Source organism: Modicisalibacter tunisiensis, assembly GCF_020148005.1.
In the GTDB taxonomy this organism is placed as follows: domain Bacteria; phylum Pseudomonadota; class Gammaproteobacteria; order Pseudomonadales; family Halomonadaceae; genus Modicisalibacter; species Modicisalibacter tunisiensis.
Map to the genome: position 1 here is coordinate 2,288,945 of NZ_JAGXFD010000001.1, position 25,684 is coordinate 2,314,628.

At 68.5% G+C, this 25,684-nt stretch carries 27 protein-coding genes and 1 other RNA gene; 22 read left to right on the forward strand and 6 right to left on the reverse strand.

What is annotated here, in order from left to right; all coding sequences use genetic code 11:
• The first annotated feature begins 57 nt into the window (after positions 1-57).
• From KGQ91_RS10650 to hisD, 6 genes are all read left to right on the forward strand, one after another.
• Entirely contained in the window at positions 58-678 is a 621-nt protein-coding gene (locus KGQ91_RS10650; RefSeq protein WP_377173048.1) for an MlaC/ttg2D family ABC transporter substrate-binding protein, read from the forward strand.
• Positions 675-1,010, forward strand: a complete 336-nt coding sequence (locus tag KGQ91_RS10655) for an STAS domain-containing protein (protein WP_224420966.1) — start codon at positions 675-677, stop codon at positions 1,008-1,010. Before KGQ91_RS10650 ends, KGQ91_RS10655 begins: the two co-directional genes overlap by 4 nt.
• Positions 1,011-1,135: 125 nt before the next feature.
• Positions 1,136-1,393 carry a BolA family protein gene (locus KGQ91_RS10660; protein WP_163649874.1) on the forward strand — a complete coding sequence of 86 codons (258 nt, stop codon included), beginning with the start codon at positions 1,136-1,138 and terminating at the stop codon, positions 1,391-1,393.
• A 9-nt stretch (positions 1,394-1,402) separates the two neighbouring features.
• Complete coding sequence (murA, locus tag KGQ91_RS10665) at positions 1,403-2,668, forward strand: UDP-N-acetylglucosamine 1-carboxyvinyltransferase (RefSeq protein ID WP_163649873.1); 1,266 nt, start codon at positions 1,403-1,405, stop codon at positions 2,666-2,668.
• 72 nt (positions 2,669-2,740) lie between these two features.
• Entirely contained in the window at positions 2,741-3,397 is a 657-nt protein-coding gene (gene hisG / locus KGQ91_RS10670; RefSeq protein WP_224420967.1) for an ATP phosphoribosyltransferase, read from the forward strand.
• 39 nt (positions 3,398-3,436) lie between these two features.
• On the forward strand, positions 3,437-4,765 hold the full coding sequence (hisD, locus tag KGQ91_RS10675) for a histidinol dehydrogenase (RefSeq protein WP_224420968.1): 1,329 nt from the start codon (positions 3,437-3,439) through the stop codon (positions 4,763-4,765).
• Between the two features lie 67 nt (positions 4,766-4,832).
• Here the strand turns inward: hisD and KGQ91_RS10680 are convergent, their stop codons facing one another.
• Entirely contained in the window at positions 4,833-6,044 is a 1,212-nt protein-coding gene (locus KGQ91_RS10680; protein ID WP_224420969.1) for a S1C family serine protease, read from the reverse strand.
• A gap of 110 nt (positions 6,045-6,154) precedes the next feature.
• On the opposite strand from KGQ91_RS10680, the gene KGQ91_RS10685 reads away from it, so the two are divergent.
• Positions 6,155-6,913 (forward strand): Nif3-like dinuclear metal center hexameric protein, encoded by a 759-nt coding sequence (locus KGQ91_RS10685; RefSeq protein ID WP_224415157.1) that lies wholly within the window; start codon positions 6,155-6,157, stop codon positions 6,911-6,913.
• Positions 6,914-6,991: 78 nt separating this feature from the next.
• Here the strand turns inward: KGQ91_RS10685 and KGQ91_RS10690 are convergent, their stop codons facing one another.
• Positions 6,992-7,447 (reverse strand): Z-ring associated ZapG family protein, encoded by a 456-nt coding sequence (locus KGQ91_RS10690; protein ID WP_163649868.1) that lies wholly within the window; start codon positions 7,445-7,447, stop codon positions 6,992-6,994.
• Positions 7,448-7,643: 196 nt separating this feature from the next.
• On the opposite strand from KGQ91_RS10690, the gene zapE reads away from it, so the two are divergent.
• The 5 genes from zapE (at position 7,644) to KGQ91_RS10715 (ending at position 11,179) form a co-directional block, all read left to right on the forward strand.
• On the forward strand, positions 7,644-8,840 hold the full coding sequence (zapE, locus tag KGQ91_RS10695; protein ID WP_224420970.1) for a cell division protein ZapE: 1,197 nt from the start codon (positions 7,644-7,646) through the stop codon (positions 8,838-8,840).
• Positions 8,841-8,988: 148 nt separating this feature from the next.
• Positions 8,989-9,417, forward strand: coding sequence for a 50S ribosomal protein L13 (rplM, locus tag KGQ91_RS10700; protein ID WP_163649866.1), 429 nt, complete (start codon positions 8,989-8,991; stop codon positions 9,415-9,417).
• Positions 9,418-9,430: 13 nt separating this feature from the next.
• Positions 9,431-9,820, forward strand: coding sequence for a 30S ribosomal protein S9 (rpsI, locus tag KGQ91_RS10705; RefSeq protein ID WP_224415155.1), 390 nt, complete (start codon positions 9,431-9,433; stop codon positions 9,818-9,820).
• Between the two features lie 180 nt (positions 9,821-10,000).
• Positions 10,001-10,627 carry a stringent starvation protein SspA gene (sspA, locus tag KGQ91_RS10710; protein ID WP_224415154.1) on the forward strand — a complete coding sequence of 209 codons (627 nt, stop codon included), beginning with the start codon at positions 10,001-10,003 and terminating at the stop codon, positions 10,625-10,627.
• A gap of 51 nt (positions 10,628-10,678) precedes the next feature.
• Positions 10,679-11,179 carry a ClpXP protease specificity-enhancing factor gene (locus KGQ91_RS10715; protein ID WP_224420971.1) on the forward strand — a complete coding sequence of 167 codons (501 nt, stop codon included), beginning with the start codon at positions 10,679-10,681 and terminating at the stop codon, positions 11,177-11,179.
• 77 nt (positions 11,180-11,256) lie between these two features.
• On the opposite strand, the gene KGQ91_RS10720 is transcribed toward KGQ91_RS10715, so the two are convergent.
• Genes KGQ91_RS10720 through KGQ91_RS10735 form a run of 4 tightly spaced genes read right to left on the reverse strand, consistent with a single transcriptional unit; the run spans position 11,257 to position 14,690 of the window.
• The gene (locus tag KGQ91_RS10720; RefSeq protein ID WP_224415152.1) at positions 11,257-11,835 is read right to left on the reverse strand and encodes a BON domain-containing protein; all 579 of its coding nucleotides are present in this window, start codon (positions 11,833-11,835) and stop codon (positions 11,257-11,259) included.
• A 5-nt stretch (positions 11,836-11,840) separates the two neighbouring features.
• Positions 11,841-12,434 carry a phosphoheptose isomerase gene (locus KGQ91_RS10725; RefSeq protein ID WP_163649861.1) on the reverse strand — a complete coding sequence of 198 codons (594 nt, stop codon included), beginning with the start codon at positions 12,432-12,434 and terminating at the stop codon, positions 11,841-11,843.
• A 23-nt stretch (positions 12,435-12,457) separates the two neighbouring features.
• The gene (locus tag KGQ91_RS10730) at positions 12,458-12,838 is read right to left on the reverse strand and encodes a YraN family protein (protein ID WP_224415151.1); all 381 of its coding nucleotides are present in this window, start codon (positions 12,836-12,838) and stop codon (positions 12,458-12,460) included.
• Positions 12,825-14,690, reverse strand: coding sequence for a penicillin-binding protein activator (locus KGQ91_RS10735; protein WP_224420972.1), 1,866 nt, complete (start codon positions 14,688-14,690; stop codon positions 12,825-12,827). Before KGQ91_RS10735 ends, KGQ91_RS10730 begins: the two co-directional genes overlap by 14 nt.
• 119 nt (positions 14,691-14,809) lie before the next feature.
• On the opposite strand from KGQ91_RS10735, the gene rsmI reads away from it, so the two are divergent.
• The 10 genes from rsmI to ftsW all read left to right on the forward strand — a co-directional run bounded on the left by rsmI (position 14,810) and on the right by ftsW (position 25,647).
• A complete protein-coding gene (rsmI, locus tag KGQ91_RS10740; RefSeq protein ID WP_224415149.1) occupies positions 14,810-15,664 on the forward strand; it encodes a 16S rRNA (cytidine(1402)-2'-O)-methyltransferase in 855 nt (284 codons plus the stop codon).
• 35 nt (positions 15,665-15,699) lie between these two features.
• Positions 15,700-16,056, forward strand: an RNA gene (gene rnpB, locus KGQ91_RS10745) — RNase P RNA component class A.
• 33 nt (positions 16,057-16,089) lie between these two features.
• Entirely contained in the window at positions 16,090-17,043 is a 954-nt protein-coding gene (gene rsmH, locus KGQ91_RS10750; RefSeq protein WP_224415148.1) for a 16S rRNA (cytosine(1402)-N(4))-methyltransferase RsmH, read from the forward strand.
• 9 nt (positions 17,044-17,052) lie between these two features.
• Positions 17,053-17,376, forward strand: coding sequence for a cell division protein FtsL (ftsL, locus tag KGQ91_RS10755; RefSeq protein ID WP_224415147.1), 324 nt, complete (start codon positions 17,053-17,055; stop codon positions 17,374-17,376).
• Positions 17,373-19,076 (forward strand): peptidoglycan D,D-transpeptidase FtsI family protein, encoded by a 1,704-nt coding sequence (locus tag KGQ91_RS10760; protein ID WP_224420973.1) that lies wholly within the window; start codon positions 17,373-17,375, stop codon positions 19,074-19,076. Before ftsL ends, KGQ91_RS10760 begins: the two co-directional genes overlap by 4 nt.
• The gene (locus tag KGQ91_RS10765; RefSeq protein WP_224421407.1) at positions 19,076-20,596 is read left to right on the forward strand and encodes a UDP-N-acetylmuramoyl-L-alanyl-D-glutamate--2,6-diaminopimelate ligase; all 1,521 of its coding nucleotides are present in this window, start codon (positions 19,076-19,078) and stop codon (positions 20,594-20,596) included. Before KGQ91_RS10760 ends, KGQ91_RS10765 begins: the two co-directional genes overlap by 1 nt.
• The gene (locus tag KGQ91_RS10770; protein ID WP_224420974.1) at positions 20,593-21,960 is read left to right on the forward strand and encodes a UDP-N-acetylmuramoyl-tripeptide--D-alanyl-D-alanine ligase; all 1,368 of its coding nucleotides are present in this window, start codon (positions 20,593-20,595) and stop codon (positions 21,958-21,960) included. The genes KGQ91_RS10765 and KGQ91_RS10770 overlap by 4 nt, the downstream gene beginning before the upstream one ends.
• A 9-nt stretch (positions 21,961-21,969) precedes the next feature.
• A complete protein-coding gene (mraY, locus tag KGQ91_RS10775; RefSeq protein WP_224415144.1) occupies positions 21,970-23,052 on the forward strand; it encodes a phospho-N-acetylmuramoyl-pentapeptide-transferase in 1,083 nt (360 codons plus the stop codon).
• 43 nt (positions 23,053-23,095) lie between these two features.
• Positions 23,096-24,490 carry a UDP-N-acetylmuramoyl-L-alanine--D-glutamate ligase gene (murD, locus tag KGQ91_RS10780; protein WP_224420975.1) on the forward strand — a complete coding sequence of 465 codons (1,395 nt, stop codon included), beginning with the start codon at positions 23,096-23,098 and terminating at the stop codon, positions 24,488-24,490.
• On the forward strand, positions 24,490-25,647 hold the full coding sequence (gene ftsW, locus KGQ91_RS10785; protein ID WP_377173052.1) for a putative lipid II flippase FtsW: 1,158 nt from the start codon (positions 24,490-24,492) through the stop codon (positions 25,645-25,647). Before murD ends, ftsW begins: the two co-directional genes overlap by 1 nt.
• The last annotated feature ends 37 nt before the right edge of the window (positions 25,648-25,684 follow it).

Sequence of the window (25,684 nt, forward strand, 5' to 3'; positions counted from 1 at the left end):
GGGAGGTTATCGATGAAGACGATCGCAAGGTACCCGAGGTCCTTCGGCTGGCTGGCCATGCTGCTGCTGACGGGGGGGCTGCTGATCAGTCAGCTTGCCCTGGCCGAGGCCCAGAACCCCGAGCAGATGATCCGCAACAGCGTCAATCAGCTGATGGACAAGCTCGAAGGGCGCAAGGACTACTACACTCAGCACACCAATGAGCTCGAGGCGCTGGTCGACGACAGCCTGCGGGACGTGGCGGATTTCCACTATATCGCCGCCAGCGTGATGGGGCGCTATTTCCGCAGCGCCTCGCCCGAGCAGCGCTCGCGCTTCGCCAAGACCTTCCGCCAGACGCTGATCGACACCTATGCCAAGGGGCTGGTGACCTTCGACTATCGCGATATACGGGTGGTCGGCAGCACCACCGGCCGCTACGAGGATCAGGCCAGCGTCGACATGGAAGTGGTCGCCGACGACGGCAAGGTCTACCCGGTCAACTACACCCTGCGCCGCACCGATGACGGTCAGTGGAAGGTGGTCAACGTGATCGTCAACGGCATCAACCTGGGGCTGACCTTCCGCAACCAGTTCGACCAGGCGATGCGCGACCAGAACCACGACTACGACGCGGTGATCAGCAACTGGGCGCCGGAGGTCGGCACCGACGAGCTGGAAAAGGGGAGCCAAGGGTGACCCTGCTGCTCGAGCAGGCCGGAGCGCGGCTCGAGGTGCGCGACATGACGCTGCTGGCCAGCGGCGAGGCGGACTTCGACGTGGCGACGGCACTGGCCGCCCAGGGCCGGGAATGGCTCGACGCGCAGGCCGCCGGGGCTCGAGTCCGTTTCGACCTGACCGGCGTCAATCGCGCCAGCAGTGCCGCGCTCAGCGTGATGCTGGAGTGGCTGCGCTGTGCCCGGCGGGGGCAGCTCGAGGTGGCCGGGGTGTGTCTTTCGGCGCCGCTGGCCCGGCTGACCGCCATGGCCGGCCTCGAACCGCTGCTGCCCCGCCTCGAGACCGCCGAATAGACCCCGGGCAGGCCGACGCCATCGCCATTCGGGGCGCTTTTCATTACCATGGGCGATTCACGAGATTCATGACCCGCCGACCGGTTCGGCGGGTGCTTCATTGCCGATAGGAGTCGCCGCGACCCATGCAACCCAGTGACGTCAAGGCTTTGCTCGAAGCCCGCATCGACGGATGTGAATTCTTCATTCAGGGAGAAGGCTGCAATTTCCAGGTCATCGCCGTCGGCGACGTGTTCGACGGCCTGTCGCCGGTCAAGCGCCAGCAGCTGATCTACTCGGCACTTTCCGACGAGATCGCCAGCGGCGCCCTGCATGCGGTGAGCATCAAGACCTACACGCCGACCCAGTGGCAGTCGGCGCCCGAAAACCCCCGGGTCGAGTGATACGATCACATGGACAAGCTGATCATCACCGGTAACGGGCCGCTCGAGGGCGAGGTCTGGGCGAGCGGGGCCAAGAACTCGGCCCTGCCGATCCTGGCGGCCACGCTGCTCGCCGACGAGCCGGTCACCATCGGCAACCTGCCGCACCTCCAGGACATCACCACCACGCTGGAGCTGCTCGGCCACATGGGGGTCGAGCCGGTGATGGGCGAGAAGATGACCATCCAGCTGGACGGTTCCCAGGTGCGCGACAGTCACGCGCCCTACGAGCTGGTCAAGAAGATGCGCGCCTCGATCCTGGTGCTCGGCCCGTTGCTGGCGCACTTCGGTGCCGCCGACGTGTCGCTGCCGGGCGGCTGCGCGATCGGCACGCGCCCGGTCGACCTGCATATCCAGGGGCTCAAGGCGATGGGCGCCGACATCCGGGTCGAGGGCGGCTACATCCGGGCGCGTACCCGGGGGCGCCTGAAGGGCGCGACCATCTTCTTCGACACCGTGACCGTGACCGGTACCGAGAACCTGCTGATGGCGGCGGCGCTGGCCGACGGTGTCACGGTGCTGGAAAACGCCGCCCGCGAGCCGGAAGTGGTCGATCTGGCCGAATGCCTGATCGCCATGGGGGCGAGGATTCGCGGCCACGGCACCGACACCATCACCGTTGAGGGCGTCGAGCGGCTGCACGGCTGCCACTACGACGTGATGCCGGACCGCATCGAGACCGGCACCTTCCTGGTGGCGGCGGCCGCGACCCGCGGGCATGTGCGGGTCCGCAACACCCGTGCCGACATCCTCGAGGCTGTGCTCGCCAAGCTCGAGGAGGCCGGTGCCACGGTGCGCCATGCCGACGACTGGATCGAGCTCGACATGCGTGGACGTCGTCCGCGAGCGGTGAGCGTGCGGACCGCGCCCTATCCCGCGTTTCCCACCGACATGCAGGCCCAGTTCGTGGCCCTGAACTGTGTCGCCGAGGGCACGGGACGGGTCGTCGAGACGATCTTCGAGAACCGCTTCATGCACGTGCAGGAGCTCAAGCGGATGGGCGCCGACATCGCGCTGGAGGGCAACACGGCGGTGGTCTCCGGCGTCGGCACGCTGTCCGGCGCGCCGGTCATGGCCACCGACCTGCGGGCCTCGGCCAGCCTGGTGGTGGCGGCGATGGTGGCCGAGGGCGAGACCCTGGTCGATCGCATCTATCACATCGATCGTGGCTACGAATGCATCGAGGAAAAACTTCAACTACTGGGGGCCCGGATCCGTCGCGTTCCCGGGCACTGAGGTGTCGCCTCGTCCCGGCGCGTGCCGGGGCGGTGGCCGGCTGACCTGCACCCACCAACCGCGGTTGTCGCAATGTCGAAGCAATTGATTCTGGCCCTGTCGAAGGGGCGCATACTCGAGGAAACCCTGCCGCTGCTGGCCGATGCCGGCATCGAGCCGGCCGAGGATCTGGGCAAGAGCCGCAAGTTGCTGTTCGATACCAATCTCGAGGACGTCAAGCTGGTGGTGATCCGTGCCACGGACGTGCCCACCTATGTACAGATGGGTGCCGCCGACCTGGGCGTGGCGGGCAAGGACGTGCTGCTCGAGCATGGCGCCGAGGGGTTGTACGAGCCCCTGGACCTGGAGATCGCCGGCTGCCGGTTGATGACGGCGGGCATCACCGGCGCGGTGCCGGTGCATGCGCGGCGCCGCGTGGCGACCAAGTTCGTCAACGTGGCGCGTCGCTACTATGCCGAGCAGGGCATCCAGGCCGAGGTCATCAAGCTGTACGGGGCCATGGAACTGGCGCCCCTGATGAACCTGGCCGACGAGATCGTCGATATCGTCGACACGGGCAACACGCTGCGTGCCAACGGCATGGAGCCGCGTGAACTGATCGCCGACATCAGCACGCGCCTGGTGGTCAACAAGGCGTCGATGACCATGAAGCACGCGCGTCTCAAGCCATTGATCGGACGGTTGCGGGATGCGGTCGCCACGCGTCGCGGCGCGCCGGCGGGCGAGTGACGAACGGCTGACGCCGAGCAGAGAAGAGGAGTGTCACCGATGGCCGAGCGTGCCACAGCGAATTTCACCCTGTCCCGGCTCGATACCCGCGAGGCGGATTTCGAGGCGCGGCTGGACGCCCTGCTGGACTGGGAAGGCGTGTCCGACGCGGAGGTCCAGGCGCGCGTCGCGTCGATCATCCAGGCTGTCCGCGCCCGCGGCGATGCGGCGCTGGTCGAGCTGACCGCGCGCTTCGATCGACTCTCGGTCGATGGCATGGCGTCGCTGACGCTGTCCGCCGAGCGCCTGGCCGAGGCCTATGAGGGGCTTCCCGAGGCGCAGCGCGAGGCGCTGCGCCATGCCGCCGAGCGGGTCCGGGCGTATCACCAGCACCAGAAGCCTGAGTCCTGGCAGTACACGGAGGCGGACGGCACCGTGCTGGGGCAGAAGATCACCCCGCTGGATCGGGCCGGCATCTATGTGCCCGGCGGCAAGGCGGCCTATCCGTCGTCGGTGCTGATGAACGCGATCCCGGCGCATGTCGCCGGCGTGAACGAGATCATCATGGTGGTACCCACCCCGGACGGGGTGCTCAACGAGCTGGTGCTGGCCGCCGCTCATCTGGCCGGCGTCGACAGGGTCTTCACCCTGGGCGGCGCCCAGGCCGTGGCCGCGCTGGCCTACGGTACCGAGAGCGTGCCGCGGGTCGACAAGATCGTCGGGCCCGGCAACATCTACGTGGCCACCGCCAAGCGGGCGGTCTTCGGCCAGGTGGGCATCGACATGATCGCCGGTCCCTCGGAGATCCTCGTCGTCTCGGACGGTGGCACCGATCCCGATTGGCTGGCCATGGACCTGTTCTCCCAGGCCGAGCACGACGAGGACGCCCAGGCGATCCTGGTGAGCTGGGACGACGCTCATCTGGAGGCCGTCGAGGCGGCGATCGAGCGCCTGCTGCCGACCATGGAGCGCGATGCGATCATCCGTCAGTCGCTGCAGGCCCGAGGGGCGCTCATTCGCTGTCGTGACCGCGACGAGGCGCTGGCGCTGGTCAATCGCATCGCCCCGGAGCATCTCGAGCTGTCGGTGGCCGAACCGGAAGCCCTGCTGGCGCAGGTGCGCCATGCCGGTGCCATCTTCATGGGCCGCTACACCGCGGAAGCCCTGGGCGACTACTGTGCCGGGCCCAACCACGTGCTGCCCACCTCGGGCACGGCGCGTTTCTCGTCGCCGCTGGGAGTCTACGACTTCCAGAAGCGCTCGTCGCTGATCCACTGTTCCGCCGAGGGCGCGGCGACTCTGGGGCGCACCGCCTCGGTGCTGGCCCGTGGCGAGTCGCTCACCGCTCACGCCCGCTCCGCCGAGAACCGCATTCCCGACGCCGACTAGGCGCCGCGTGCCACCGGCTCGCCGATCGGCGGCCGGTGGCGGCGTTTTCCATCAGCGCCTCAGCCCGTCAGCCCGACGGGTTCTTCTGGCTGGGTATCGGTCGTTCCCCCACCTCGATGGTGACCGTGCGCCGCTCGCCGCCGCGGATGATCGTCACCGGCAGCTGCGTGCCGGGCTTGATCTCGGCGATGTCGGCCATGGCCACGCGGGGGTCGAGAATCGGCTTGCCGTCGATGGCGGTCATGATGTCCCCGGGCTGCAGCCCGGCCTTGTCGCCGGGGCCGTTGGGCAGCACGCTGGAAATCACCACCCCCTGGGCCGCCTTGAGGCCGAACGAGGTCGCCAGGTTGGGGGTGATTTCCTGGGCCTCGATGCCCAGCCAGCCGCGGATCACCCGGCCGTGGGTGATGATCTGGCGGAGAATCTCGCGTGCCAGGTTGGTGGGGATGGCGAAGCCGATGCCCTGCGAGCCGCCCGAGCGCGAGAAGATCGCCGTGTTGATGCCCACCAGCGCGCCCCGGGCGTTGACCAGCGCGCCCCCGGAGTTGCCGGGGTTGATCGCCGCGTCGGTCTGGATGAAGTCCTCGTAGGCGGACAGCCCCAGGTGGTTGCGCCCCGTCGCGCTGATGATGCCCATGGTGACCGTCTGGCCCACCCCGAAGGGGTTGCCGATGGCCAGGCTGACATCGCCCACGGCGATCTTCTCGGAGTCGGCCAGGCGAATCACCGGCAGGTTGTCGAGGTCGATCTTCAGCACGGCCAGGTCGCTGTCGGGGTCGGTGCCGACCAGCGTGGCCAGGGTCTCGCGGCCGTCGCGCAGGGCCACCTGGATCTGGTCGGCCCCCTGGATCACGTGGTTGTTGGTCAGGATGTAGCCCTCGTCGCTGACGATCACCCCCGAGCCCAGGCTGGAGAGCAGGCGCTGTCGGCGCGGCATGTCCTTGCCGAAGAACTGGCGGAAGAAGGGGTCGGACATCAGCGGATGCTGCTCGCGCTGGACCACGCGCGACGAGTAGACGTTGACCACCGCCGGGGCGGCCTCGGCGACGGCGCTGGAGTAGCTGACCGGGCCTTCGCCGCGCTTCATGGGGGCGGCTTCGCGCAGCTGGGGCGCCGCCCGGGACGCGGTGTCGGCGGCAGGCGTCGCCGTCGCGGCGGGCGGCGAGGTCGTCTCGGGGGCGGGCTTGCCGAGCAGCTGCGGGAACTGGTCGAGCAGCACCACGGCCAGCAGGATCCCGGTGATGACGGGCCAGAGCAGGGGCATCACGAAGCGACGCATGAAAGATCCTTGGATGCGGGGGGCGGACACCGGGCGTCTCGAAGCCGGTGGAGGCAGCCATTACAATGAGCGAATTGTAACACTGCCGTGAATCGAATGCTGGAGGAGTGATGGTTGCACGTGATCGCGTGGTGAACGCCTGTACCCGGCTGCTGGCGCCCGAGCGCTTCAAGGATTACACCGAGAACGGCCTGCAGGTCGCCGGGCGCGAGTCGGTGGGGCGCATACTCAGCGGCGTCACCGCCTGCCAGGCGTTGCTCGACGAGGCGGTGGCCTGGCAGGCCGACCTGGTGCTGGTGCATCACGGCTACTTCTGGAAGAACGAGCCGGTGGCCGTGACCGGCATGAAGCGCCGGCGCCTGGCGACGCTGCTGACCCATGACATCAACCTGCTGGCCTACCACCTGCCGCTGGATGCCCACCCCGAGCTGGGCAACAACGCGCAGCTGGCCGAGCGTCTGGGGTTCCGGGTCGACGGCTGTGCCGATGGCGAACTCGGCGAGGGGCTGCTCTGGCTGGGCGAGCCGCCGCAGGCGCTGGATACCCGGGCGATGAGCACGCACCTGGCGTCGCGGCTGGGGCGTGAGCCGATGACGGTGCCGGGGCACGAGCGGGCGATTCGTCGTGTCGCCTGGTGCACCGGCGGCGCTCAGGACATGATCGCTCGAGCCTGTGAGGCGGGAGCGGACGCCTTCATCTCCGGCGAGATTTCCGAGCGTACCACCCACATGGCGCGCGAGATGGGCATCAGCTATTTCGCCGCCGGCCATCACGCCACCGAGCGCTACGGGGTTCAGGCGCTGGGCGAATGGCTGGCCGCCGAGCTGGGCGTCGAGCACCGTTTCGTGGATATCGACAATCCGGCCTGATGGGGCGGGCGCGGAGTGGAAGAACCGCGGCGCCCGTCCGGGCGCCGGGGCAAGGGAGGCATGTGCCGACGTGTTCGCTCAGTAGCGGACCGGGGTTTCGCCGTTGCGGACGGTGTCGTCGTCTCGCTGCAGGCCGAAGTCCTCGGACAGGGTGCCGTGACTGCCGTCCGCGTAGTCCCGCGGGGTCGTCGAGACCTCTGCCGCGTCGCTTTCGGCCGGCTCGCCGTCGGCACCGCCGAGACGGCGCTTGAGCGCCGGATCGTCGCTCAGCTGCTCGGCGCTGCGGGCCAGCTGGCGTTCGAGCTCCTGACTCTGGCGCTGGATGTTGGTCACCAGGTCGGCGGCGCGGGACAGATGGTCGTTGAGGTGGCCGCGCATCTGGCTGAGTTCCAGCTCGCTCTCCGCCAGCCGCTGGCGGGTCTTCTGGTTGCGGGCGACATTGGCGTTGAGCAGGTGATAGCCCAGCGCGCCGACACCCACGCCGGCCAGGAAGCCGGCGATGGCCAGGATCCAATCGATGTTGCTCTGATACACGTCGTTCCCCTTGATTGCTCGCGATTGCCATGCCGGTGGCATGGCCGGCCGGGTCCGGTCCTGTGGTACCCGGGCGAGAATATTATACGGGGCAGGGTCGCGCGCGGGTCAACGCATGGCGTCGCCCATGATTCATTCGGCGTCGGCGCGTATAATAGCGGGCTCATTGACCGCAGCCGAGGACCGTTCGACGACAATGACCTCGTCCATCACGCCATCTTCCGCCGGTGGCCGGCAGGCCGCCGCACACACGCCCATCGAACGCTATCGCAGTGACCTGCAGCGCGAGGGCTTTCAGCATGATGCCGCCCAGGAGCGGGCCGTCGCCCATCTTCAGCGACTGTACGACGACCTGGTCGCCACGCCGCGCCGCGAACTGGCGCCGGGCGGCGCCGACGCCGGCAGCGGCCTGAAGTCGCGCGTCGCCCGCCTGTTCGGCAAGCGCGAGAGCGTGCCGAGCCGGCCGGACGTGCCCGAGGTTCAGGGGCTGTACTTCTGGGGCGGGGTCGGTCGCGGCAAGACCTACCTGGTCGATACCTTCTATGAGGCACTGCCGTTTCCGGACAAGATGCGCACCCATTTCCATCGCTTCATGCAGCGGGTGCACAACGAGCTCGACCACTATCGCGGCGAGAAGAATCCGCTGACGCTGATCGCCGCCAAGTTCGCGGCGGAAGCCCGGGTGATCTGCTTCGACGAGTTCTTCGTCAAGGACATCACCGACGCGATGATTCTGGCCAACCTGCTCGAGGCGCTGTTCGCCCAGGGCGTGGTGCTGGTCGCGACCTCCAACATCGTGCCCGACGACCTGTACAAGAACGGCCTGCAGCGAGCGCGCTTCCTGCCGGCCATCGATCTGGTCAAGCGTCACTGCAAGGTGGTGAACGTCGATGCCGGGGTCGACTATCGCCTGCGCGCGCTCGAACACGTCCCCCTGTTCCATTCGCCGCTGGACGACGCGGCGGATCGGCAGCTGGAACGCAGCTTCCGCAAGGTGGCCGGCACGGACGGGGAGGCCGACGTGCCGATCGAGATCAATCATCGCGTGCTGACGGCCCGGCGGCTGCACGAAGGCGTCGTGTGGTTCGAGTTCGCGACCCTGTGCGACGGGCCGCGCAGCCAGAACGACTACATCGAGCTGGCGCGCGAGTTTCATACCGTGCTGATGGCCAACGTGCCGCAGATGGGGCGAGCCAGCGACGACCAGGCCCGGCGCTTCATCAATCTGGTCGACGAGTTCTACGATCGCGGCGTCAAGCTGCTGATGTCGGCGGCCGTGCCGGTGGCGTCGCTCTACCCCGAGGGCAGCCTGGCCTTCGAGTTCGAGCGGACCCTCTCCCGGCTGCAGGAGATGCAGTCGCGGGAATACCTGGCGCTGCCCCACAAACCGTGACGCGGCCCCTTAACCTGGGCGAGTGAAGCATGTACAATGCGCGCTCGCTCGACCGTTGTCGGCTCATCACGGGCCGACAACCAAGAAAAATAGGGATGGCCAACCGCCGATGGCGCAAGGCCCAATACATCAATTGGTGATTCAATCCATGAAGACGTTCAGTGCTAAGCCGCAGTCCGTCAAGCGCGACTGGTATGTCGTCGACGCTGCGGACAAGACACTCGGCCGCCTGGCCACCGAAATCGCTCGCCGCCTGCGTGGCAAGCACAAGCCCGAATACACGCCGCACGTCGACACCGGCGACTACATCGTCGTGGTCAACGCCGAGAAGGTCCGCGTGACCGGCAACAAGGCCCAGGCGAAGAACTACTATCGTCACACCGGCTACCCGGGTGGCCTGCGTTCCATGAACTTCGAGCAGATGATCGATCATGCGCCGGAGCGGGTCATCGAGGCGGCCGTCAAGGGCATGCTGCCGAAGGGGCCGCTGGGCCGTGCCATGTATTCCAAGCTCAAGGTCTATGCCGGTACCGAGCATCCGCATGCCGCGCAGCAGCCGCAAGAACTGAACATCTAAAGGATATTTCGCCATGTCACAGCAGTATTACGGTACCGGTCGTCGCAAGACCTCCACGGCCCGCGTATTCCTCAAGCCGGGCACCGGCAAGATCACCGTCAACAACCGCGAGCTGGGTGAATACTTCGGCCGCGTGACCGCCCAGATGGTGGTGCGCCAGCCGTTCGAGCTGACCCAGACCGGCGAGCAGTTCGATGCCTACATCACTGTCGCCGGTGGTGGTGGCTCTGCCCAGGCCGGCGCGATCCGCCACGGTCTGACCCGGGCGCTGATCAGCTACAATGAAGAGTTCCGCAAGCCGCTGCGCGAAGCCGGCTACGTGACTCGCGACGCTCGCGAAGTCGAGCGCAAGAAAGTGGGTCTGCGCAAGGCTCGCCGTCGTCCGCAGTTCTCCAAGCGTTAAGACGACGCGGCATCGCGACCGCACAGCGCCCGGGCCATTTGGCCCGGGCGTTTTCGATTCTGCCGCGGGCAAGCCGGCCGGCGGGTTGCTCCGGGTTGCGGAGAGCATGATCGGGGCTGCCCTTGCGCCGGGCTTCTCGTGTTATCATGCATCGCTCGAACTGATGCGAGGAACTGTTACATGGGTGTAGTGGCCAAGCGGTCGTCCATGACCTTCTACTCCGGCAGCGATGATCATTACAGTCATCGCGTGCGCATTGTGCTGGCCGAGAAGGGTGTCGCCGTCGACATCATCGAGGTCGGCGAGGACAGCCGTCCCGCCGAACTGGCGGATCTCAACCCCTATAACAGCGTGCCGACGCTCCTGGATCGCGACCTGGTGCTCTACGAGTCGAAGGTCATGATGGAGTATCTCGACGAGCGTTTCCCGCATCCGCCGCTGCTGCCGGTCTATCCGGTGGCGCGCGCCCAGAGCCGGCTGTGGATGCATCGCGTCGAGCGGGAATGGTGCCCGCTGGTCGAGACCATCGTCGCCGGCAGCAAGAAGGAGGCCGAGCGCGCCCGCAAGGAACTGCGCGAGAGCATCGTCGGCATCTCCCCCATCTTCGAGGACATGCCCTACTTCATGAGCGAGGAGTTCTCGCTGGTGGACTGCTGCATGGCCCCGCTGCTCTGGCGTTTGCCGGCGCTGGGCATCGAGCTGCCGGAAAAGCAGGTCAAGCCGCTGATGGGTTACATGGATCGTCTGTTCTCGCGGGAGGCCTTCAAGGCCTCACTGACCGAGACCGAGCGCGAGATGCGCACCTGAATTCACTGTGACGGCCGCCGCACGGCGGTCGTGTCATCGGAGGGTCTGTGCATGCAGTCTAGCCGTCCCTATCTGGCCCGCGCCCTGTACGAGTGGTTGCTGGACAACGACCATACGCCCTACATCGTCGTCGATGCCGAGCACGACGGGGTTCAGGTGCCGTCGCAGTTCGTCCAGAACGGGCAGATCGTGCTCAACGTCGCGCCGAGTGCGGTGCGCGAGCTTCACATGGCGAATGACGTCATCACCTTCAATGCCCGCTTCGGGGGGCAGCCGATGCAGGTCATCGTGCCCTGCAACGCCCTGATCGCCCTCTATGCCCGCGAGAACGGGGTCGGCATGGTCTTCGGTCACGAGCCGGTGATGCCCGGCGCGGAGGAGGCCGGGGAGGCGGGCGAGCCGGAGGCCTCGTCCCCTGAGACACGCCCGTCGCTGGAAAGCGTCGAGGGCCGTGGCGACGAATCCGGGGTGTCCGCGACAGAGGACGAGGACGGCGAGGCCGCGTCCCGGGATCGCAAGAAGGGGCGTCCGTCGCTGCGCGTGATCAAGTAGCGCAGCTGCCGAGGCCGGCAGTGCTATCGCAACGACGCCGCGGGGCCGAGCCTCGCGGCGTCGTCGCGTCAGCAGGGTCAGTTCAGGTAGTCGAAGATCTTGACGATGCGCTGCACGCCACTGATGTCCGAGACCTCGTTGACGATGCGCTGGGCCTCGTCGCGGCTCACCATGCCCATCAGATACAGGGTGGCGTTTTCCGCGATCACTTCCACGTGGCGTGAGTCGATGCCCTTGTTGGCGGCGATTTGCGCCTGGGCGCGGGTCTCGAGCCAGTCGTCCTTCAGGCGCTGTCCCAGGGGGAGGTTGGCGGCCACGGTGAGTTCGTTGTAGACCTTGCGGACCTGGCGGGTGTCATGGGCGATGCTTTCGGCCTTGTCCTTGAGTTCCTGGCTGGGCACCTGACCGAACAGCAGCACCACGCCGTTGTAGCTGTTCACCCCGACGCGGGCGTCGGTCAGGCGGGCATCGGTCCGGGCCATGGCGTCGTGGATCTTGGACTCGATGTTCTCGTCCTCGACCTTCATGCCGGGAGTGCGGGTGCTGTAGTCCTCTCCCTGGGGGGCGGGCGTGGCCACCTCGTTGACCACGCTGCAGCCGCCGAGGCCCAGGGCCAGGGCCAGAAGTACCGGGGTAAGCGCTGTTGTCTTCTTCATGGTAGTTACTCGCTGCTGCCGAAAAGTTGTTCGTCGATCAGGTCGCACAGGCAGTGGATGACCAGCAGGTGCACCTCCTGGATGCGCGCCGTGGAGGTGGCCGGCACGCGAATCTCGCAGTCATCCTGGCCCAGCAGTGAGGCCATGTTGCCGCCGTCGCGCCCGGTGAGCGCGACGATGGCCATGTCGCGATCGTGGGCGGCCTGAATGGCCTGCACGATATTGGCCGAGTTGCCGCTGGTGGAGATCGCCAGCAGGATGTCGCCGGGCTGGCCGAGGGCGCGGACCTGCTTGGAAAATACCTCGTTGTAGCTGTAGTCGTTGGCGATCGAAGTCAGCGTGGAGGTATCGGTGGTCAGCGCCAGCGCCGGAAGGCTCGGGCGCTCGCGCTCGAAGCGGTTGAGCAGCTCCGAGGAGAAGTGCTGGCTGTCGCCCGCGCTGCCGCCGTTGCCGCAGGCGAGAATCTTGCCCTCGTTGACCAGGCACTGGACCATCATCTGGCTGGCGACCTCGATGAAGGGCGGCAGGACTTCGCTGGCGTACGTCTTGGTATCGATGCTGGCGTTGAAGTGGCCGAGAATGCGCGATTGAAAATCCATGTCGTGTAGAGGTCCGGTAGCGGTCAGAACGCTTCGAAGGCCGCGCGTATCCAGGTGTACTCCAGCTCGGGGGGAGTCCCGGTGATACCCACTACATCGAAGCGGCACGGACATGATAATCCGTGGCGGTGGAGATAAAAACGCGCCGCCTGGACCAGGCGGCGCTGCTTGCCGGCGGTGATCGTCTCGAGCGGATGGCCGTGACGGGCATCGGCGCGATGGCGTACCTCGACGAACACCAGTACCTCGCCGTCGCGCATGACCAGGTCGAGCTCGCCGCCCCTGGCGTGCTGATTGCGGGCCACCGGTGCGAGCCCGCGGGCCTGCAGCCAGCCTTCCGCGGCGCGCTCGAGACGCGCGCCGCGTTCCCGGGCGCGTTCTCGGGACCGGTCAGGGCGCCGCATGGTCGGCCGGAGCGGTGTCGGGGCTCGGTTCGCCATCCGGCGGGCTGGTGGTGGCGTCATCCGTGCCGAGCGAGAGGTTGCCGGCGTCTTGGGGGTCGAGCACGGCGAGCGGCGGCTGCGGCACGCCATCGACGAACATGGCCCAGGGCAGTTCGCGGTGGATGCGCCCGTCTGGCGCGGCGCTGAGCATGCCCGTGGCGCCGAACACCTCGACGCCCGGGGCGGCCTGCAGCAGCGGCAGGCGGCGGGCCAGCTCGAAGGCGTCGACGCCCATCGCCTCCAGCTTGAACAGAGCGGGGTCGCTGCCGTCGTGCAGGGCCTGGTAGCTGGCGTGGTAGGGCAGGGCATCGGCCCCGCCCACGGCGGCTTCGGGAATCTGCCAGGGGATCTCCACGAACTGCACGCCGTTCAGGTCGTGATCCTGGCGTGGCTGCGGACGCCCCTCGTAGAGGTGGGAGGTGGCGTAGATGGGCAGATCGGCGGAATAGTAGAACTCCAGCATCGGCGGCACCTGGCGCGCATAGGGCGGCAGGGCCAGCAGGAAGAGCGCGTCCAGGTGGCGCTGTGGGTGCTGGTTGCGCGTGGCGAGGAGCTTCTGCACGGCCTGGGACACCGAGCCCTGCGGGTCGTAGCGCACCTCGGCGGCGACCCGGCCCCCCTCCTGCTGCCAGGCGTCGCGGAAGGCGCTGCCCACCCGGCCGCCCCAGTCGTTGTCGGGGACCAGCATGCCGGCCACCCGGTGGCCGTCGAGACTCGCGCGGTGGGCCGCCTGGCGGGCCTCGTCCTCGGCGGACAGGCCGTACTCGAAGAGATCGTCGGCCTGGTTGGCGTCCGCCACCCCGTAGTTGAGCGCCAGGGTGGGCAGGGGCACGGCGCCGCCTTGTTCGAGCTGCGAGACCTTGTCCTTGTCCAGCGGCCCCAGCACCACCTGGGCGCCGGCCAGCGCGGCCTGGGCATAGAGCGTCTGCAGGTCGCCCCGGCTGGTGTCGTAGAAATGCAGCTGAGGGGTCTGCTCGCCCTGGTCGAGAGCCTTCATGTGGCGGGTCTCGATGCCCTGGCGAATCGCCTTGGCGACCCCGGCGAGCGGGCCGGATTCGGGCAGGAAGACGGCGACATGCCGCACGTCGCGGCCCTGCAGGTCACGCAGGGCCTGCAGGTCGCCGGGCAGGCGGCGGGCGGCCGGGTGATTCGGGTAGCGCGAGCGCCACTGGTCGATGCGCGCGAACAGCCTGGCGATGTCGCCGCTGTTGCGACGCTGCAGGGTCAGCAGGTCCACCCAGCCGCGGGTGAGGCTGTCGCGGGGCGTCAGGTCCTGCAGGGCCGCGCCGCGCAGGCGGGTCAGCTGGCGCCAGATGTCGTCGTTGAGCGAGAAGGGCGCCTCGTCGCGCTGCAGGGCGATCAGGGTTTCCACGGCGGCGCGGGGTTCGCCGACCATGCCCTGTGCCTGGCCGCGGCGATAGCGCAGGGTGAGCGCCTGATCGCGGGACAGGGGGATGTCGCTGTCGAGCACCTCGGTGGCCCGGAGCACGCTGCGGCCGTCTTCCTGGGTGATGCCCAGGCGTGACTGCAGCAGCGCCCAGTCGCGCCGTGCCGGCGCTGGAAGCTGCGCGGCGTCGAGGCTGCGGGTGACCTGCAGCGCCTGCGCCGTCTCGCCCTGGCGTGCTAGGATGTCGGCAGCCCGGAGCCGGGTCCTGGCGGCGTCGGCACCGCTCTGACGCTGGGCCTGGTTCAACAGTTCGGCGGGATCCGCCCCGCCGGCCGGCTTGCCGGTGATCGGTGACTGGCCGGCGCAAGCCGACAGCAGCAGGGCGACCAGGCCGACACCGCACAGGCGTCGCAGCGATTTGTCCATAGCGTCTCGATTCCTTGTGTCTGGCGGAGTCCGGCCCGGCGTCGACCTGTCGCTGGCGTCGTCTGCCATGCGCGCCTTCCTGGCTCATGACCATGACATCGACGTTCGGATAACGACCCATGACCGAGTCTAGCAAAGGCACATTGTACGTGGTGGCCACCCCGATTGGTAACCTCGCGGATCTCTCGCCCAGGGCGCGGGACGTGCTGGCTGCCGTGGCCCTGATCGCCGCCGAGGACACCCGCCATTCCGCGCACCTGCTGCGCCACCTGGGGGTCGAGACGCCCCTGATCTCGCTGCACGAGCACAACGAGGCCCAGCGCATCGCCTCGCTGACGGCCCGCCTGGAGGCGGGCGAGGACGTGGCGCTGATCAGCGATGCGGGGACGCCGCTGATTTCCGACCCCGGCTTCCTGCTGGTTCGGGCGCTGCGCGAGCGCGGCCTGCGCGTGGTGCCGGTGCCCGGGGCCTGTGCCCTGGTTGCGGCGCTCTCGGCCTCGGGGGTGGCCACCGATCGCTTCCTGTTCGCCGGCTTCCTGCCGGCCCGGGGCGGGCCCCGGCGCTCGGCCATCGAGGCCCTGGCGGAGCGCCAGGAAACGCTGGTGTTCTACGAGTCGCCGCATCGCATCCGCGAGACCCTGGCCGATCTGGGCGCGGTACTGGGCGAGCGTCACCTGGTGCTGGCCCGCGAGCTGACCAAGACCTTCGAGACCTTCCTGGACGGTACTCCCGCCGAGCTGCTGGCCACGCTGGAGGCCGATCCCAACCAGGCCCGCGGCGAGTTCGTGCTGGTGGTCGAGGGCGCGCCGGCTGTGGACCGCGACCCGGAGAGGGAGCGGGGGCGCGAGCTGCTCGGGGCCATGCTCGCCGAGGGTGTGGGGGTCAAGCAGGCCGCGGCGGTGGCGGCCCGACTGCTGGGCGGGCGCAAGAAGGGCTGGTATGACGAGGCCTTGTCGCTCAAGGCCGACGGTTGAGGGGGGCGTGGCGCGCTGCTATTCTTGCGCGCTTGGGAGCTGGCCAGACAGTCGCCGCCGGGACGTGCGCGTTCCGGGGGAGGAAAGTCCGGGCTCCACAGGGCAGGGTGCCAGGTAACGCCTGGGCGGCGCGAGCCGACGGAAAGTGCAGCAGAGAGTAGACCGCCTAAGCAGCGCAAGCTGCCGGCAAGGGTGAAAGGGTGCGGTAAGAGCGCACCGCGCGCCTGGCAACAGTGCGTGGCACGGTAAACCCCACCCGGAGCAAGACCGAATAGGCCCCCGACGCTGTGGCCCGCAGTGGGGGCGGGTAGGTTGCTGGAGCCCAGTGGTGACGCTGGGCCTAGATGAATGGCTGTCCTCGACAGAACCCGGCTTATCGGCCGGCTCCCATCCTTCTTTTCATCGATCAGGCTTTCGAGACTTGCATGCCGCACAGCGCCGCTTCTTCGTCGTCCGCCTACCGTCATGCCAGCGTGCTGCTCGATGGTGCCATCGACACCCTGCTCAATGACCCCGCCGGCGTCTATCTGGACGGCACCTTCGGCCGCGGCGGCCACAGCCGGGCGCTGCTCGAGCGCCTGAGTCCCGAGGGGCGGCTGCTGGCCATCGATCGCGACCCCGCGGCGCTGGCCGAGGCCCGGCGCATCGAGGATCCGCGCTTCTCCATCCACGCCAGCCCCTTCAGCCGGCTCGACGCGATCGCCCGCGAACAGGGCGTCCACGGCCGGCTGGCGGGGATCCTGCTGGACATCGGCGTCTCCTCGCCGCAGCTCGATGACCCCGAGCGCGGCTTCAGCTTCCTGCGCGACGGCCCGCTGGACATGCGCATGGACCCGACCCAGGGCGAGAGCGCGGCGCAGTGGCTCGCGCATGCCGACGAGCGCGACATCGCCTGGGTCTTCAAGACCTACGGCGAGGAACGCTTCGCCCGTCGCATGGCACGGGCCATCGTCGAGCGCCGCCGCGAGGCACCGATCACCCGTACCGGCGAGCTGGCCGAGCTGCTCAAGGCCGCGCATCCGGCCTGGGAGAAGGGCAAGCATCCGGCGACGCGGGCCTTCCAGGCCCTGCGCATCCATGTCAATCGCGAGCTCGAGGAGCTCGAGGCGGCGCTGACCGCGGCGCTCGAGGCGCTGGCGCCGGGCGGGCACCTGGTGGTCATCAGCTTCCATTCGCTGGAGGATCGGCGGGTCAAGCGCTTCATCCGCGATCAGGTGCGTGGCGATACCCATCTGCCCCGCGGCATGCCGATCCGCGACGACCAGCTGGCCCGGCGCCTGGAAACGCTGGGCAAGGCACAGCGTCCCGGAGAGGCCGAAGTCGCCGAGAACCCCCGTGCACGCAGCGCGGTGATGCGCGCCGCCCGTAAACTCGCCTAGGACGTCGGCATGGCCAGCACTTCCCCGGACACGCCCAGGACGCAACCGCGCCGCCGCTGGCGGTTGCAGTGGCGACTGTGGCTGGTGGGCCTGCTGATCGTGCTGATTCTGGGCAGCGCGCTGGCGGTGATCGCCAGTGCCCACCGCACCCGCGTGCAGTATGCGCGCCTGCAACGCCTCGAGGCCCAGCAGGACAAGCTGCAGACGGCGTGGGGGCGGCTTCTGCTCGAGGAAAGCACCTGGTCGGCGCCGTCGCGGATCGAGCGTCTGGCTGCCGAGCGCCTCGACATGCAGGTGCCCGACATCAGCCAGGTCAAGGTGATCCAGCCATGACGCAGTCGCGGCAGACACCGACGCGGGCCGAGGTGGCGCCGATGGGCCGGGGGCGCTACCGCTTCCTGATCGGTGTCGTGCTGATCGCCCTGGCGGCGCTGGTGGGACGGATCGCCTACCTGAACGTCATCGACCGGGACTTCCTGCAGGGGCAGGGGGATGCCCGCACCCTGCGGGTCGAACCGATCGATGCCCACCGGGGCATGATCACTGACCGTCATGGCGACCCGCTGGCGATTTCCACCCCGGTGGTAAGCCTGTGGGCCAATCCCCAGGAGCTGCCCGACGACGATATCCAACGGCTGGTGCTGGCTCGGGCGCTGGGGGTCGACCTGGATTCGCTGGATGCGCGCATCCAGCGCTACCGGAATCATGAATTCATGTACCTGCGGCGACGCATGACCCCGGATGCCGCCCAGAAGGTGCTCGATCTTCAGCTGCCGGGCGTCTACGCGCAGCATGAATATAAGCGCTACTATCCCTCCGGCGAGGTGACGGCGCAGCTTGTCGGCGTGACCAATATCGACGATCAGGGGCAGGAAGGTCTCGAGCTGGCCTACAACAGCTACCTGTCCGGGGAGCCGGGAAAACGCCGCGTACTCAAGGATCGCAAGGGGCGGTTGGTGCGCGATCTTCACCTGCTCAAGGAGGCCAAGCCGGGCGGCGACCTGACTCTGTCCATCGACCTGCGTCTGCAGTATATGGCCTACCGCGAGCTCAAGGCAGCGGTCGACGAGCACAATGCCGACGGCGGCACCCTGGTGATGATGGATGCCCATACCGGCGAGGTGCTGGCCATGGTCAACTCGCCCTCCTACAACCCCAACAACCGCACCGATATCGATGTCGACGGGCTGCGCAACCAGGCGATCACCGACGCCTTCGAGCCCGGTTCGGTGATGAAGCCGCTGGCGATGTCGGCGGCGCTCGAGACCGACAAGATCACCCCGGACACGGTGATCGACACCTCGCCCGGGTACACGCGGGTCGACGGCTACACCATCAATGACTTCCGTAACTACGGCAAGCTCAAGCCGGCCGGAATCCTGCTGCACTCGTCCAACGTCGGCATGACCCGCATTGCGCTGCAACTCGATGACGACACCATCTGGAATCGCTATCAGGCGCTGGGGCTGGGAAAAGCGCCGGAAATCGGCTTCCCCGGCGAGGCGGAGGGCAGTCTTCCCGCCCCCTACAACTGGTCGGACAGCAAGCGGGCCACCATGGCCTACGGCTACGGGGTGGCGGTCTCGGCGCTACAGCTGGCCACCGCCTACACGGCGATCGCCAATGACGGGCGCGAGCTGTCGCCGTCGCTGCTCAAGGTCTCGGACCCGCAGCCGGGCAAGCCGGTGATCAAGCCCAAGGTGGCCCATGAGCTACTGGGCATGCTCGAGCACATCGTTCAGCCCCATGCCGGCGGTTCCAAGGCGATGGTGCCCGGCTACCGGATCGCCGGCAAGACCGGGACGGTACGCAAGGTCGAAAGCAGCGGCTATCAGACCACCGCCTATCGCTCGCTGTTCGCCGGGATCGCGCCGGTCTCGGACCCGCGCATCGTCACCGTGGTGATGATCGACAATGCCCGCGGACAGGAATACTACGGCGGCCTGGTGGCCGCGCCGGTATTTTCCCGGGTAGTCGGCAAGGCGCTGCGCCTGCTGGATGTACTGCCGGACAAGAAGGAGGCCCTGCCGTGATCGAGACGACCCGTGTGCGCCTGGCCGATGCGCTGGCTGCACTCTGGCCCCATGGCGATGTACTGCCGTTGCCGCATGACGCCACGCCGATCTGCCTGACCCGTGACAGCCGGGAGGTGCCGCACTGCCCGCATCCGGCGGTATTCATCGCCGTGCCGGGCGTGATGGGCGACGGGCGCCGCTTCATCGGTGACGCCCTGACGGCCGGTGCCGAATGGGTGCTCGCCGAAGGGGAGGGCGAGCCGGCGGCGTCCGAGTCGCGCACCAGCTGGCTGCCCGAACTCGGCGAGTCCCTGGGCGAGCTCGGCCGGGAACTGTTCCGCGTGCCCGCCTCGCTATCGCTGATTGCCGTCACGGGCACCAACGGCAAGAGTTCCGTGACCCACTATCTGGCGCAGCTGTCGACGGCGCTGGGGCATCCGGCGGGGGTCGTCGGCACGCTGGGCTGGGGGCGCCTCGGGGCGTTGATCGACAGCGGCCAGACCACGCCGGGGGCGCTGGAACTGCAGGCGGCGCTGGGGGCGATGGCGGCCGACGGCCTCGAACGGGTGGCGATCGAGGCCTCGTCCCATGCGCTGGCCCAGCAGCGGCTGGCGGGCACCCGGATCGCCACCGCGGTGTTCACCAACCTGAGCCGTGACCATCTCGACTACCACGGCAGCATGGCGGCCTATGCCGCCGCCAAGGCGCGGCTCTTCCAGCGTCCCGAACTCGAGCACGCGGTGGTCAATGGCGACGACCCGCTGGCGCGGCTGATGCTGGCCGGGCTGCCGGCGGGCGTGCGGGTGCTGGCGACCGGCAGCGCCGAGGCCACCACCCTGAGGGTGCTGGACTGGCTGCCCCACGAAACGGGGCAGCGGGCGCTGATCGCCACCCCGGACGGCGAGCGGGCCCTCGAGCTTTCCCTGATGGGGCGCTTCAACCTGGATAATGTGCTGCTGGCCATGGCCGCGCTGCTGGGGCAGGGCGAGGATCTGGACGAGCTGTGCCGGGCCGCAGCCGAGCTGGCGCCGGTGCCGGGGCGCATGCAGCGTCTGACCCGGCCCGGGGCGCCGACTGTGGTGGTCGACTACGCGCATACCCCGGATGCCCTGGCACACGCCCTGCGAGCGCTGCGTGACCACCTGCCGGGCGAGGGCGCCGCGACGGCGAAGCTATGGTGCGTATTCGGCTGTGGCGGTGATCGCGATACCGGCAAGCGGGCGTTGATGGGCGAGGTCGCCGGCCGCGAGGCCGACCGCGTGATCGTCACCGACGACAACCCCCGCAGCGAGGACCCGGCGGCGATCCGCGAAGCTATCCTCTCCGGCATGAGCGATGCCGGCCGTGCCGCGGCGCTGAGCCTGGAAGGGCGGGCGGCGGCCATCGAACGGGCGGTGGCCGACGCCGATGCCGGTGACCTGATCCTGGTGGCCGGCAAGGGCCACGAGACCTCCCAGGAGATCGCCGGGCAACGCCATCCCTTCAGTGATGAAGCCGCGGCGCGCGACGCGCTGGCTCGGCGGGAGGCCCGCGCATGACACCGCCGTTCCCGGCCCGTCTGGGCGAGGTCGCGCGTCTGCTTGATTGCCCCGCGCCGCTGGCCGACGCCGCCATGGGTGCCGTGACCACCGATACCCGCAGCCTCGGTCGCGGCGACCTGTTCGTCGCCCTCGAGGGCGAGCGCTTCGACGGCCATGCCTTTCTGGCCCGGGCGCGAGAAGCCGGTGCCGTGGCGGCGGTCGTCTCGCGCCCGGTTGATGATCCTCTTGCGCAGCTGGTGGTGCCCGACACGCGGCTGGCGCTGGGCATGCTGGCCGAGGCGCGGCGCCGGGCCTGGGGCGGCAGGCTGGCGGCCGTCACCGGCAACAGCGGCAAGACCACCGTCAAGGAGATGCTGGCGACCCTGGTGCGCCGTCAGGGGGCGACACTGGCGACCCGTGGCAACCTCAACAACGAGATCGGAGTTCCGCTGACCCTGCTGGGTCTCGAGGCCGGGCACCGTCACGCGGTGCTGGAGCTGGGGGCCAACCATCGCGGCGAGATCGCCTGGACGACGACCCTGGCACGCCCCGACGTGGCGGTGATCACCAACGTGACCGGGGCTCATGTCGGTGAATTCGGTGGGGCGGGCGCCATCGCCCAGGCCAAGGCCGAGATCCTGGCAGGATTGCCGGCCGACGGGACGGCGGTGCTCAACCGCGAGGATCGTTTCTACGCCTTCTGGCGGTGCATGGCCGGAGAGCGCGAGGTGCTGGACTTCGCCGTCGAGCGTCCGGCGCGGGTCCGTGCCGACGATCTGGTCGCGGATGACACGGGGCGTTATGCTTTCACGCTCGTCATTGATGGCCGCGAGGCAGGGCGCGTCAGTCTGGCATTGATGGGACGTCACAACGTGGCCAACGCGCTGGCCGCCGCGGCGGCTGCGCTGGCGCTGGGGCTGCCCGAGAGCGAGCTGGCCGCGGGGCTGGACGAGGCGGCCGCGCTGCCGGGGCGGCTGTCGCTGACGGCGGGCCGCGAGGGACGCCGGCTGCTCGATGATACCTACAATGCCAATCCCGGCGCCGTGAAGGCGGCGCTGGACGTGCTGGCCGCCTTGCCGGGGCCGCATTACTGCTACCTGGGCGCCATGGGGGAATTGGGCGCGGCCTCCGCGGCATTGCACGCCGAGGTGGGGCGGTATGCCCGCGAACGGGGCATCGACTTTCTCGGTACACTGGGCGTCGATGCCGAGCCGGCGGCTCGAGCCTTCGGCGATCCCGGGTGCCATTTCACGGACTGGGCGGCGCTGCTGTGTCACGCCCACGACCATCTGCCGCCCGGGGCCAGCGTGCTGGTCAAGGGCTCGCGCAGTGCCGGCATGGAGCGTCTGATTGCCGAGCTGCGTGCCGATGATTCAAGGTGAGCGGAACCCATGCTGCTTTTCTTAGCCGATTTGCTGGCGCAGTTTCAGAGCGCTTTCACGGTCTTCAACTATCTCACGCTGCGAACCATCCTGGGGACGCTCACGGCATTGCTGTTGTGTCTGTGGCTGGGACCACTGGTGATTCGTCGCCTGGTCGAGCGCCAGATCGGCCAGGCCGTGCGCGACGACGGCCCCCAGTCGCACCTGTCCAAGGCGGGCACACCCACCATGGGCGGGGCGATGATCCTGATCGCGATCGCCATCAGTACCCTGCTGTGGGGGGATCTGACCAACCACTATGTCTGGCTGGTGCTCATCGTCACCCTGGGCTTCGGTGCCATCGGCTGGGTCGATGATTTCCGCAAGGTGGTGGAAAAGAATCCACGGGGCCTGCCGGCGCGCTGGAAGTATTTCTGGCAGTCGGTGCTGGGGCTCGGTGCGGCGGTGTTCCTCTACGTGACCGCGGCCAGCCCGGTGGAGACCAGCCTCATCGTGCCGCTGTTCAAGGAAGTGGCCGTACCGCTGGGGCTGGGCTTCGTGGTTCTGACCTATCTGGTGATTGTGGGCAGCTCCAACGCGGTGAACCTGACCGACGGTCTCGACGGGCTGGCGATCATGCCCACGGTGATGGTTGCCATGGGGCTGGCCGTGTTCGCCTATGCCAGCGGCAACACGGTGTTTGCCGAATACCTGCACATCCCCCAGGTGCCGGGTGCCGGCGAGCTGGCGGTGTTCTGCGGCACCATCGCGGGGGCCGGGCTGGGCTTTCTGTGGTTCAACACCTATCCGGCGCAGGTGTTCATGGGCGATGTCGGTGCCCTGTCGCTGGGCGCCGCGCTGGGCGTGGTGGCCGTGGTGGTGCGCCAGGAGATCGTGCTGTTCATCATGGGCGGTGTCTTCGTCATGGAGACGGTCTCGGTGATCCTGCAGGTGGCCTCCTACAAGCTCACCGGCCGGCGCATCTTCCGCATGGCGCCGCTGCATCATCACTTCGAGCTCAAGGGCTGGCCGGAACCCCGGGTGATTGTGCGTTTCTGGATCATCACCGTGGTGCTGGTGCTGCTGGGCCTGTCCACGCTGAAGATTCGCTAGGCGCGCGGCGTCCGTCGAGCACAAGGAAAGGGGAGAAGCGGCGATGACAACGGTGCCACCGGGCTACACCCTGGTCGTCGGTCTGGGCGTGTCGGGGCTGGCGATCGCGCGTCACCTGGCACGACGCGGCGAGCCGTTCATGATGGCCGACACCCGGGCCGAGCCGCCCGGGCTGGCCGATTTCCGTGCCGCGTTTCCCGACGTGGCGGTGCACACCGGGTCGCTGACCGAGCTGGACATGGCCGGGGCTCGGGAGCTGGTGCTGAGCCCCGGCGTCGATCCGCTCACCCCGGGCATCGCCGACTACTGGCGAGCGACACTGGCCGGACGTGCCGATGTACCGCGGGTGGTGGGCGAGATCGCGCTGTTCGTGCGCGACTGCCCGGGGCGGATCGCCGCGATTACCGGCTCCAATGCCAAGTCGACGGTGACCACGCTGCTCGGCGAGATGGCCGCCGAGGCCGGTCGGCGCGTGGCGGTCGGCGGCAACCTGGGCACCCCGGCCCTCGACCTGCTGGCCCTCCAGCCCGAGGCGGAGCTGTTCGTGCTCGAGCTGTCGAGCTTCCAGCTCGAGACCACGCCCGAGCTGGGCGCGGCGTGTGTGGCCTTCCTCAACCTGTCCGAGGACCATCTTGACCGGCATGGCGACATGGCCGGCTATCAGGCCGCCAAGCGTGCCATCTTCCGGGGCGCAACACACGCGGTGGTCAATGCCGAGGATCCCTGGACCTGGCCGGCAGCGCCGTTGTCGTCGCAGTCACGCTTCACCACTCGCCCGCCGCAGGGTGACGAGTGGGGCATCGCCCCGGGGCCGGAAGGCTCGCCCTGGCTGATGCATGGCGCGACGCCGCTGATGGCGACTCGCGAGATGCGCCTGGCCGGGCGGCACAATCAGGCCAATGCCCTGGCGGCGCTGGCCATGGGGACCTATCTGGGGCTCGAGTGGCCGGCGATGCGCCGGGTGCTGGCGCGCTTTCCCGGCCTGGCGCATCGCGGCGAGCTGGTCGCCGAGGCCGGCGGCATCCGCTGGATCAACGACTCCAAGGGCACCAACGTCGGCGCGACCCTGGCGGCGATCGACGGACTCGGACCCACCCTGACCGGGCGGCTGGTCTGGCTGGGTGGCGGCGTCGGCAAGGGCGCGGACTTCTCGCCGCTGGCCGAGCCGCTGGGTCGCCATGCCCGGGAGGCGATCGTGTTCGGCGCGGATGCCGAGCGGCTCGCGCAGGCGCTCGCCGGGCATGTGGCGGTGACGCGCTGCGCGACGCTCGCCGAGGCGGTGGCGCGTGCCGTGGTCGTCGCCGAGCCCGGCGACTGCATCCTGCTGTCGCCGGCCTGTGCCAGTCTCGACCAGTTCACCGACTATCGCTCGCGCGGCGACGCCTTCCGGGCCGAGGCCCGGGCGCGCGGCGCGGCCGACGAGGAGCGCCAACCGTGATCGCCGCGCTGCGCCGCCGCCTGTCCACCGACCACCAGCGCTGCGATGGCTGGCTGCTGATCGCGGCGGTCTCCCTGCTGATGGTGGGCTGGGTCATGGTCACCTCGGCCTCCACCGAAATTGCCGCCAGCCTGACCGGCAATCCCTATTATTTCAGTCTCCGCCACGGGGCCTTCATCCTGATCTCGCTGTTGATCGCCGTGCCCCTGGTGCGGGTGCCGCTCGCGCTGTGGAAGCGCTATGCCGGCTGGCTGCTGGTACTGGCCTTCGGCCTGCTGGTCGTGGTGCTGTTCGTGGGCACCGAGGTCAACGGCAGTCGCCGATGGATTCGTCTGGCCGTCATCAACGTGCAGGCCTCGGAAGTGGCCAAGCTGTGCCTGATCCTGTTCGTGGCCCGCTATCTCGAGCGTTTCCTGCCGGGGGTACGCCGCTACTGGTGGGACTTCCTCAAGCCGCTGGTGATTCTGGTGCCGTTCGGCGTGCTGCTGATCATGGAGCCGGACTACGGTGCGCTGGTGGTGGTGACCGGTTGCGTGATGGGCATGCTGCTGATGGCCGGGGCGCCGCTGATGCGCTTCATCCTGCTGCTGGCGCTGGTGGTGGCGCTGGGCGGCATCGTGGCGGTGGCCGAGCCCTATCGCCTCGAACGACTGACCAGCTTCACCAACCCCTGGGCGGACATGTATGACTCGGGCTACCAGCTGACCCAGGCGCTGATCGCCTATGGGCGCGGGCACTGGTTCGGCCTGGGGCTGGGCAACAGTGTGCAGAAGCTCTTCTACCTGCCCGAGGCGCATACCGACTTCGTGTTCGCGGTGATCGCCGAGGAACTGGGGCTGGTGGGCGCCGTGGCGGTCGTGGGGCTGTTCGCCGTGCTGGTGTACCGGGCGCTGCGGATCGGTCGGCGTGCCGAGCTGGCGCGATTGCCGTTCGCGGCCTATCTCAGCTACGGTATCGCCCTTGTCTTCGGTGCCCAGGCATTCATCAACATCGGCGTGAGTACCGGCATGCTGCCGACCAAGGGTCTGACCCTGCCGCTGCTCAGCTACGGCGGGTCGAGCCTGGTGGTGAGCGCGGTGATGGTGGCGCTGCTGGTGCGCGTCGATCTCGACACGCGGCAGGTGCTGCGCAGTGCCCCCGGCGGCAAGGCGCGCTGACGATCTTCAACACACTCAGGGAGCCATCAGGCGGTGA